This is a genomic window from Micrococcus sp. (assembly GCF_030523875.1).
In the GTDB taxonomy this organism is placed as follows: domain Bacteria; phylum Actinomycetota; class Actinomycetes; order Actinomycetales; family Micrococcaceae; genus Micrococcus.
Genome location: NZ_JAUNHR010000082.1, coordinates 1 through 9,531 on the forward strand (window position 1 = coordinate 1; position 9,531 = coordinate 9,531).

The following is a 9,531-nucleotide window of genomic DNA, read 5'->3' on the forward strand; positions in this document are numbered from 1 at the left end:
GCTGGTCACGAAGAGCACGTCCGGGGCGTGCTCCTCGATCGCGGCGACCGCGGCGGCGAGCCGGACCCAGGGGCGGCGGGCCGCGGGACCGGGCGCCACGGCGGTGAGGTCGTGGACGCCCAGGGCGAGCAGCACCAGGGCCGTCATGCCTGCGCCCGCCCGTCGGCCGCACCGGGCGCGGGCGCTCCCGCCGCGAGGGCGGCGTCGAGGTCCAGGAGCTCCCGGATGCCGGCGCGGGAGACGGCCTGGGACACCGCCGACTGCGTGATGCGCTCCCGACGCGCGACCTCGGCCTGGGTGCTCCCGGCGAGCAGGGCGGCCGCGAGGCGGCGCTCCCGGGCCCGCAGCCGGCCCACGAGGTGGTCGCGCAGCAGCAGCTGGCCGTCCACGGCCAGGGAGAGCTGGGGGTCCGGTCCGACGAAGGCCGCGGCGGCGCCGGGCGCACGGGAGGCGGCGGTCTCGAGCGCACCGCGGGCGCGGTGCCACGCGGAGCCGTCCAGGATGGGGCCGCCCTCCCCCGCGCCGGCGTCGATCTCGCGGTGCTCGCCCTCGCCGAGGCCGAACCGCAGCGCCAGCCCCGCCGGCAGCCCCAGGTCCACGCGCAGGACGGCGCGGACGGCGTCCGTCCAGTGCCCGTGGAGGCACTGGAACTCGTCCCCCACGGTGGCCCAGCCGGGCAGGAGGGCGGGCACCTGGCGCTCCGCGGCGGCGAAGGCGTCGAGGATCGCACCCTGGGCGGCCGGGCGATCGTCGAGCGTCCGGGACCCCACGATGTCCGCGATCACGGCCACGCCCCGTGAGGGGTGGTCGTCGGGGGCGGCGTCCGGGCGGCGAGGGGTCATGGTCTGATGTTACAGGATCACTGATATTCAGTGGATATCAGCATTCCTGTCACGTCGACCTCCGGTGCGTGCACCCCGCAGCACGGCCAGCGCCACGGCGAGGGCCAGGCCTGCGGCCAGCACCGCCAGCCCCCCGTAGCCGAGCGCCCCCAGGACGACGCCGGCCAGGCCCGCGCCGCACGCCCCCGCCAGGCCCATGCCGGCATCGGTGACGCCCTGCACCAGGACCCGGTCCGTGCCGGTCACCACCTCGGAGACCCGGGCCGAGCCGGCCACGGTGGCCGCGGACCAGCCCAGCCCCAGCAGGACCAGGCCCGCGGTCACCACCGGCACGGACGCACGCCCCGCCCCCGCGAGCAGGCAGGCGCCCGTCAGCGTGCCCAGCCCGGCCGCCGTGAGGCGCACCCGCCCCCAGCGGTCCGCCAGGTGCCCCATCACCGGGGAGAGCGCGTACATGCCCGCGATGTGCAGAGAGATGACCAGGCCGATCACCACGAAGGTGTCCGGGGCGGTGTCCAGGTGGCCGGCGTGCGCCGCCCCGGCCGCCGACTCGGGACGGGCCGCGTCCTGGGCCAGGCGGGCCAGGTGCACGGGGGTCATGGACATCACGGCCACCATCACCGCGTGGGCGGTCACCACGGCCGTCACGGCCAGCGCCACCGCGGGCTCCCGGCGCAGCACCGCCACGCCGTCGGCCAGCCGCGGGCGCGGCGCCACGGGCCCGGCGCCCAGGCGCAGGGCGGTGGTCAGGGGGTCGGGCCGCAGTCCGACCTGCAGGATCGCCACGGCCAGGAGCATCCCGGCCAGGGACAGCAGGAAGGGGCCGGAGGTGTCGGGCAGGCCCAGGGGACGCGCCAGCGCCGCGCCGGGGCCGATGAGGTTCGGGCCCGCCACGGCGCCGAGGGTGATGGACCAGACCACGAGGCCGAGGTCGCGGCCGCGGGTGGCGTCGTCGGCGAGGTCCGTGGCGGCGAACCGGGCCTGGAGGTTGCCCGCGGCGCCGAGGCCCACCAGGAGGGCGGCCGCCAGCAGCAGGGGGTAGCTGCCGAGGACGGGGGCGAGCACCATGCCGACGGTGCCGAGGGCGGCCAGGCCGTAGGCGGCGGTCAGGGCGGTGCGCCGTCCGCGGGCGAGGGCGAGGCGGGCCAGGGGCAGGGCGCTCAGCGCCCCGGCGAGGGACATCGCCATGGTGGTGGTGCCGCCCCAGCCGGCATGGCCGCTGAGCTCCACGGCCATCACGGAGCCGACCGCGAGCGCGGAGCCGTTGCCGAGGCCGGAGAAGACCTGGCTGGCGGCGAGGGTGCGGAGGGTGCGGCGTTGGGCGGTGCGGCGGGGGGTGGTGTCGAGGAGGGGGCGCGGGGCGGTCACTGTTCGCGGTTCATCTGCCGGAGCTCCTTCTTGAGTTCGCCGATCTCGTCGCGGAGGCGGGCGGCCAGCTCGAACTGGAGGTCGGTGGCGGCCTGGTGCATCTGGGCGGACATCTGGGTGATGAGGTCGGCGAGGTCTTTGGCGGGGAGGGCGGCGGGGTCGATGCCGGGGGCTGGGCTGTTGTCGGCCCTGCCGGGGGTGTCCCGGTCGAGGGAGGAGAGGCCGCGGTGGCCCATGCCGTAGGTGAAGCCGGCCTTGACGCCGCCCATGCCCTTGAGGAGGTCGGCGGAGTCGGCGTCCTCGCGGGCGAGCTGGTCGGTGATGTCGGCGATCTTCTTCCGGAGGGGCTGCGGGTCGATGCCGTGCTCCTCGTTGTAGGCGATCTGGACGGCGCGGCGGCGTTCGGTCTCGTCGATGGCGCGGCGCATGGAGTCGGTGATGTTGTCGGCGTACATGTGGACCTCGCCGGAGACGTTGCGGGCGGCACGGCCGATGGTCTGGATGAGGGAGGTGGTGGAGCGGAGGAAGCCCTCCTTGTCGGCGTCGAGGATGGCGACGAGGGAGACCTCGGGCAGGTCGAGGCCCTCGCGGAGCAGGTTGATGCCGACGAGGACGTCGAAGGTGCCGAGGCGGAGCTCGCGGAGGAGTTCGACGCGGCGGAGGGTGTCGACGTCGGAGTGGAGGTACTCGACCTTGACGCCGGCGTCGAGGAGGTATTCGGTGAGGTCCTCGGCCATGCGCTTGGTGAGGGTGGTGACGAGGACGCGTTCGTCCTTGGCGGTGCGGACGCGGATCTGCTCGAGGAGGTCGTCGATCTGGCCCTCGGTGGGCTTGACGACGATCTGCGGGTCGACGAGTCCGGTGGGGCGGATGATCTGCTCCACGTACCCGTCGGCCTGGGAGAGCTCGTAGGCGCCGGGGGTGGCGGAGAGGTAGACGGTCTGGCCGATGCGCTCGAGGAACTCGTCCCATTTGAGGGGGCGGTTGTCCATGGCGGAGGGCAGGCGGAAGCCGTGTTCGACGAGGGTGCGCTTGCGGGACATGTCGCCCTCGTACATGGCGCCGATCTGGGGGATGGTGACGTGGGACTCGTCGACGACGAGGAGGAAGTCGTCGGGGAAGTAGTCGAGGAGGCAGTGGGGGGCGGAGCCGGCGGGGCGGCCGTCGATGTGGCGGGAGTAGTTCTCGATGCCGTTGCAGTAGCCCATCTCCTGCATCATCTCGAGGTCGTAGGTGGTGCGCATGCGCAGGCGCTGGGCCTCGAGGAGCTTGTCCTGGGACTCGAGCTCCTGGAGGCGGGCGCGGAGCTCGTCCTCGATGGTGGTGATGGCCTTGCCCATGCGGGTGTCGCCGGCGACGTAGTGGGAGGCGGGGAAGATGTACATCTCCTCCTCCTCGCGGACGACCTGGCCGGTGAGGGGGTGGAGGGTCTGGATGGAGTCGACCTCGTCGCCGAAGAACTCGATGCGGACGGCGAGCTCCTCGTACATGGGGATGATCTCGACGGTGTCGCCGCGGACGCGGAAGGTGCCGCGGTGGAAGTCGACGTCGTTGCGGACGTACTGCATCTGCACGAACTGGCGGAGCAGGACGTCGCGGTCGAGCTCCTGGCCGCGGCGGAGGGTGACCATCTGCTCGATGTACTCCTCGGGGGTGCCGAGGCCGTAGATGCAGGAGACGGTGGCGACGACGACGACGTCGCGGCGGGTGAGCAGCGCGTTGGTGGCGGAGTGGCGGAGGCGTTCGACCTCCTCGTTGATGGAGGAGTCCTTCTCGATGAAGGTGTCCGTCTGGGGGACGTAGGCCTCGGGCTGGTAGTAGTCGTAGTAGGAGACGAAGTACTCGACGGCGTTGTTGGGCAGCAGCTCGCGGAACTCGTTGGCCAGCTGCGCGGCGAGGGTCTTGTTCTGGACCATCACGAGGGTGGGGCGCTGGAGCTTCTCGATGACCCACGCGGTGGTGGCGGACTTGCCGGTGCCGGTGGCGCCGAGCAGGACGACGTCCTTCTCGCCGGCCTGGACGCGTTCCGCGATCTCGGCGATCGCCTGGGGCTGGTCGCCGGAGGGCTGGTAGGGGGAGACGACCTCGAAGGGGGCGACGACACGGTTGATCTTCTGGGCCAGGCTCATGGGAGAACCCTACGTCGCGCCCCGGATGCGGCAGAGGTCAGTCCGCCGAGGGCTCACCCTCCCGCGGGGCGAGGAACCGGTCCCACACCTGGTTCGCGGCGGAGGCGAGGCGCTCGAGGTCGGCGTCGTTGACGATGACCACGTCCGCGGCCGCGCGCCGCTGCTCGTCGGTGGCCTGCGCGTCGACGCGCGCTCGGGCGTCCTCCAGGCTCATGCCCCGGTCCTCGGTCATCCGGCGCAGGCGCTCCTCGAGGGGCGCCTCCACCACGATCACGAGGTCATAGGAGTCCTGCTGGCCGGTCTCCACCAGCAGGGGCACGTCCTGGACCACGACGGCGTCCGGCCCGACCTCGGCCACGATGCGCCGGGCCGCGGCCCGGATCCGCGGGTGCACGATCCGGTTCAGCCGCTGGCGCGCCTGCGCGTCGCCGAAGACGATGCGGGCCATGGCCACCCGGTCGAGCTCGCCGTCGGCGGTGAGCACCCGGTCCCCGAACTCGTCCTGGACCGCGGCCAGTCCCTCGGTGCCCTTCTCCAGGACCAGGCGGGCGAGGGCGTCCGAGTCCACGAGGAGCGCGCCGCGCTCCTGCAGGACACGGGCGACCTCGGACTTGCCGGCGGCGATCCCACCGGTCAGGCCGACGTGGATCCGCGGCCGGTCGGCGACGGGGACGGACTCGGTCATGGGCTCACTCCTCGGGCGGCGTCGATCTCAGGCTGGATCCTGGCCTCCCAGTATGCCCGCACGGCCTCGTGCAGGTCCTCGAGGGTGCCGTCGTTCTCCAGCACCGTGTCGGCGATCGCCGCGCGCTCGGCGTCCGGGGCCTCCTCGTCGATGAACGCCCAGGCGCGCTCGCGCTCCAGGTCGTGGGAGGCCATCAGGCGGGCCACCCGCTGCTCGGCCGGGGCCGAGACGGACAGGACCTGGTCGAAGTCCCGCGCCGAGCCGGTCTCGGCCAGCAGGGCGAGGTCCACGACGAGCACGGAGTCGTCGCCGATCTCGCGGGCCCGGCGGTTGGCCTCGTCACGCACCGCGGGCGAGACGATCTCGTACATGCGGGTGCGCGCCGTGGTGCTCTCCGCGGTGAGGCGGTTGAGAGTGCGCGCGTCGAGGGTGCCGTCCGCCCGGACGACGTCGTCGCCGAACACCTCGCGCAGCTCCGCCAGCACGGGGCTGCCGGGCACGAGGATCTCGCCCATGAGGTCGTCGAACTCCACGACGACGGCGCCCAGGCGCTCGAGCTCCTCGCCCACCACGGTGCGGCCCGCGGCGATGCCGCCGGTGAGGCCCACGGTGACGAGGGCCTTCGCCGCGACGGTGCGCTGCTGATGCCACGTGTTGGGGGTGTGGGTGTCGTGCTCCGGCTCGGTGCCCAGCTCGAACTCGGGGCGGATGACGTAGTCGGAGACGTCCACACCGTCCTCGGTGGCGCGCCGGTGGTACTCCTCCGCGGGCAGCACGGGCTTCCACTGGCGGGTGCGCAGGGGGCGGGCGGTGCCGGCGTCCTCGCGCAGGGCCTGCAGGAGCAGGCCCGCCTGCGTCACGGTGATCAGCAGGATCGGCAGGCCGATGACGATGATGACCTCCTGGAGCGCGGCGAGGCCGTTCTCGCCGGCCGTGAGGATGATGGCCGCGCAGACGGCGCCGATGGAGACGGCCCACAGCACGGACTGGCGGCGCGGGGCCGGGTCCTCGTGGCCGTTGGCCATGGCGTCCATGACGAGGGCGCCGGAGTCGATGGAGGTGATGAAGAACAGGGTGATGACAACGAGCGCGAGCCCGGCGGCCACGGCGTACAGCGGCATGCTCTGTAGGTGCTGGAACAGCGCGGCCTGCACGTTGCCCTCGGTCACGATCGTCTGGGTCAGGTCGCCGCCGGCGTCCGGGGCGGCCGCGGTGGCGCGGTCAGACTGGAACGCGGAGTAGCCGTAGATGCCCATCCAGATGATCACGAACGCGGTGGGCAGGCCCAGGCCGGCGAAGATGAACGAGCGGATGGTGCGGCCGCGGGAGATGCGGGCGAAGAACATGCCCACGAACGGGGCCCAGGTCACGGTCCAGGCCCAGTAGAACACCGTCCAGTCGCCGGACCACTGACCCGAGTTGTAGGTGTCGTTGAAGGTCGAGAGCATCGGCAGCATGGAGACGTACTCGCCGACCGCCTGCACGGTGCCGCGCACAACGTCCATGGTGGAGACGGCCCACATGAGCACGTACACGAGCAGCGCGATGGCCAGCAGGATGTTCGCGTAGGACAGGCGCTTCACGCCCTTGTCCATGCCGGCCAGCACGGAGGCGGTGCCCACGGCGGTGATGATCGCCAGGATGAGCGCCTGCACCCAGCCGGCGACGGGGGTGCCGAACACGTAGTTCATGCCGGCGTTGATCTGCAGGGCGCCCAGGCCCACGGAGACGCCGAGGCCGAACACGGTGGAGACCACGGCGATGATGTCGATGGTCTTGCCGATGGGGCCGTGGATGCGGTCGCCCAGCAGGGGCTGGAAGGCCGAGGACACGCGCGGCGGCAGCTTGCGCTTGTACGTGAAGTAGCCGAAGCACAGGCCCGGCACGAGGAGGATGGCCCACATGTGGATGCCGAAGTGGAAGTTCGCGATCGCCATCGCCTCGGAGGCGGCGCGGTCGGAGAACGGCTCCGTGCCGGCCAGGGGCGGGTTGGCGTAGTGGTTCATCGGCTCCGCGATGCCCCAGAACATCAGGACCGCGCCGACGCCGGCGGCGAACATCATGCCGAACCAGGTCAGGCCCGAGTACTCCGGCACCGCGTCGTCGTCGCCGAGCTTCACGCGGCCGTAGCGGGTCACGGCGAGCAGGAGGAGGAAGACCACCAGCAGGGTGAGGCTGAGCGTGTAGATCCAGCCGGCGTCGTAGCGCAGCCAGCTGGAGACCACGCCGAAGCCGGCCTGCACGGGTCCGGGGAACAGGCCCATGGCCATGGTGAAGAGGATGATGACGGCGGCCGAGCCGAAGAAGATCGCGGGCGTGGTCCGCAGCCCCAAGGCGTCGTGCAGTCTGGTGAGCGGGGAAGTCATGAGTCTCCCGGGACGGGGTCGAGGGAGGCCCGCGGCGGCACGTGTGCACGCTCACCGGTGGGCCGGTGCCCTGGTGGCACGGACCACCACTGTACTCAATGCCCTCCCATTGCTGGACGGCGGGGCCTGGAATCCCGCCACACCCTAGGGTGGAGGGCATGCCCGCATCCTCCCCCGACGCCGCCGTGCAGTGCACGGTCCTGCCCGCGTCCGCGCGGGATCCGCAGGGCTGGCTCGTGCGGGAGACGGAGATCCGGCGCAGCCGCTTCCTCACCTACCTCGGACGGGTGGAGGACGAGCCGCGGGCCCGCGAGATGATCGCCGCGCTGCGCCGCCGTCACCACGACGCGCGGCACGTGTGCAGCGCGTTCATCCTCGGCCCGGCCCGGGACCGGATGCGCTCCAACGACGACGGCGAGCCCGCGGGCACCGCCGGCGCGCCCATGCTCGAGGCGCTCGCCCTGCGGGAGACCGCGGACGGCCGCGCCGACCTGACGGACGTGTGCGCCGTCGTCGTGCGCTGGTTCGGCGGGATCAAGCTGGGCGCGGGCGGCCTGGTGCGCGCCTATTCGGAGTCCGTGTCCGGGGCGCTCGACGCGGCGCCCCTGGTGTCGCGCTCCCGGATGGCCCTGCTGGGCCTCGACGCGCCGCATGCCGACGCCGGCCGGTGGGAGAACGAGCTGCGGGCGGCCGGGGTGGCCGTGCAGGACGCCGCCTACGGCGCGTCGGGCGTGCGGCTGACCGTGGGCGTGCCGGACACGGACGAGGGACGCGACGCGTTCGCCGCGCGCCTGGCGGACGTCACCGCCGGCGCCGCGCGCGCCGAGCGCATCGGAGAGGAGTGGGTGGACCATGACTGAGCCGCCGGCCCCGGGGCGGACCCCGGACGTCGTCCTGGGCGGACTGCCGGAGGACCTGACCGCGGACGTGGACTTCGCGGCGCTGTCCCGCTGGCCGCTGCCCGCGGAGAATGGCCGCCAGGCCCACGACGCCGCGGACCTGCTCCTGCTGGACACGCTCGCCGGCTGGGCGGCCTGCGGGCACCGCCCCGGTCCCGTGGCGGTCCTCGAGGACCGGCACGGGGCGCTGACCCTGCCCCTGCTCGCCGCCGGGCACCCGGTGCGCGTCCATCAGGACGACGCCTCCGCCGAGCGCTCCCTCGACGCCAACCTCGCCGCGTGGCGCGCGGCCGGGCGCCTGGGTCCCGAGGCCGGGTCCCTGCAGCGGGCCGACGCGCCCGAGGACGCGGTCCGCGGCGTCCGCACGGTGCTGCTGCCCCTGCCGCGCTCCCTGGACGAGCTGGACCGCCTCGCCCGCCTCGTGGCCCGGCAGGCCGAGCCCGAGGTCGTGCTGCTCGCCGGCGGTCGGGACAAGCACATGAGCCCGCGGATGAACGCCATGCTCGGCGCCGCGTTCGAGGACGTGGTGGCCGGACGCGGACGCCGCAAGGCCCGTGTGCTCACCGCTCGTGGCCCCCGCCCGGGGCTCGCTCCCCGCCCCGCCGAGGAGGCGGTCCGGGACGTCCCCGGCGTCGGCCGGCTGCGCCTGGTCGCCCACGCGGGCACCTTCGGCGGCGCCGCGGCGGACCCCGGCTCCCTCCTGCTGCTGACCGCCCTGGCCGCGGACGCGCGCCCGCCCGGCCGCGTCGTCGACCTCGGCTGCGGCAACGGGCTGCTCTCCGTGGGCGCCGCCCGGCTGTGGCCGCACGTGGCCGTGACGGCCACGGACCAGTCCGCGGTGGCCGTGGCCTCGACCCTGGCCACCGCCCGCGCGAACGGCGTGGCCGACCGGGTCCGGGCCGTCCGCGACGACGCCCTGGCCACCTGGGCGGACGGATCCGAGGAGTGCGTCCTGCTCAACCCGCCGTTCCACGACGGCAACGCGGTGGACCCCTCGGTGGCGCACCGCCTCGTGGCCGAGGCCGCGCGCGTCCTGTCGCCCGGCGGCCGCCTGTGGTGCGTGTGGAACTCCCACCTGCGCTACCGGCCCGTGCTGGAGGACCTCGTGGGACCCACGCGGCAGGTGGCCCGGGACCGCACGTTCACCGTGACGGTCTCCAGCCGCCGCTGAGCGCCCGCGTCCGCGTGCTCGCCGCCGCCTGCCTCATGGCCGCCGCGTGCGCCGCCCCGGCCCCGCGCACG

The 9,531-nt window shown here is 73.8% G+C and carries 7 protein-coding genes; 2 read left to right on the plus strand and 5 right to left on the minus strand.

What is annotated here, in order from left to right; translation table 11 throughout:
• Positions 1–143: 143 nt before the first annotated feature.
• From Q4D18_RS09770 to coaE (Q4D18_RS09790), 5 genes are read right to left on the minus strand one after another with little or no spacing between them, the layout of a single operon-like run.
• The gene (locus tag Q4D18_RS09770; RefSeq protein ID WP_303127818.1) at positions 144–842 is read right to left on the minus strand and encodes a hypothetical protein; all 699 of its coding nucleotides are present in this window, start codon (positions 840–842) and stop codon (positions 144–146) included.
• A 27-nt stretch (positions 843–869) separates the two neighbouring features.
• Positions 870–2,210: an MFS transporter gene (locus tag Q4D18_RS09775; protein WP_303127819.1), complete on the minus strand. Its 1,341-nt coding sequence runs from the start codon at positions 2,208–2,210 to the stop codon at positions 870–872.
• Positions 2,207–4,339 carry an excinuclease ABC subunit UvrB gene (gene uvrB, locus Q4D18_RS09780; protein WP_303127821.1) on the minus strand — a complete coding sequence of 711 codons (2,133 nt, stop codon included), beginning with the start codon at positions 4,337–4,339 and terminating at the stop codon, positions 2,207–2,209. The genes Q4D18_RS09775 and uvrB overlap by 4 nt, the downstream gene beginning before the upstream one ends.
• 37 nt (positions 4,340–4,376) lie before the next feature.
• Positions 4,377–5,024 (minus strand): dephospho-CoA kinase, encoded by a 648-nt coding sequence (gene coaE, locus Q4D18_RS09785; RefSeq protein ID WP_303127824.1) that lies wholly within the window; start codon positions 5,022–5,024, stop codon positions 4,377–4,379.
• Positions 5,021–7,390 carry a dephospho-CoA kinase gene (coaE, locus tag Q4D18_RS09790; protein ID WP_303127827.1) on the minus strand — a complete coding sequence of 790 codons (2,370 nt, stop codon included), beginning with the start codon at positions 7,388–7,390 and terminating at the stop codon, positions 5,021–5,023. Before coaE (Q4D18_RS09790) ends, coaE (Q4D18_RS09785) begins: the two co-directional genes overlap by 4 nt.
• 158 nt (positions 7,391–7,548) lie before the next feature.
• Between coaE (Q4D18_RS09790) and Q4D18_RS09795 the strand changes: the two genes are divergently transcribed.
• Positions 7,549–8,250 (plus strand): YigZ family protein, encoded by a 702-nt coding sequence (locus Q4D18_RS09795; protein WP_303127829.1) that lies wholly within the window; start codon positions 7,549–7,551, stop codon positions 8,248–8,250.
• Entirely contained in the window at positions 8,243–9,460 is a 1,218-nt protein-coding gene (locus Q4D18_RS09800; protein ID WP_303127830.1) for a class I SAM-dependent methyltransferase, read from the plus strand. The genes Q4D18_RS09795 and Q4D18_RS09800 overlap by 8 nt, the downstream gene beginning before the upstream one ends.
• Positions 9,461–9,531: the final 71 nt, after the last annotated feature.

Excerpts from the sequence above, each read along its gene's own strand:
- Q4D18_RS09800 (WP_303127830.1), top strand. The coding sequence starts at position 8,243 with ATGACTGAGCCGCCGGCCCCGGGGCGGACCCCGGACGTCGTCCTGGGC.
- uvrB (WP_303127821.1), bottom strand. The coding sequence starts at position 4,339 with ATGAGCCTGGCCCAGAAGATCAACCGTGTCGTCGCCCCCTTCGAGGTC.
- Q4D18_RS09795 (WP_303127829.1), top strand. The coding sequence starts at position 7,549 with ATGCCCGCATCCTCCCCCGACGCCGCCGTGCAGTGCACGGTCCTGCCC.
- coaE (WP_303127827.1), bottom strand. The coding sequence starts at position 7,390 with ATGACTTCCCCGCTCACCAGACTGCACGACGCCTTGGGGCTGCGGACC.
- coaE (WP_303127824.1), bottom strand. The coding sequence starts at position 5,024 with ATGACCGAGTCCGTCCCCGTCGCCGACCGGCCGCGGATCCACGTCGGC.
- Q4D18_RS09770 (WP_303127818.1), bottom strand. The coding sequence starts at position 842 with ATGACCCCTCGCCGCCCGGACGCCGCCCCCGACGACCACCCCTCACGG.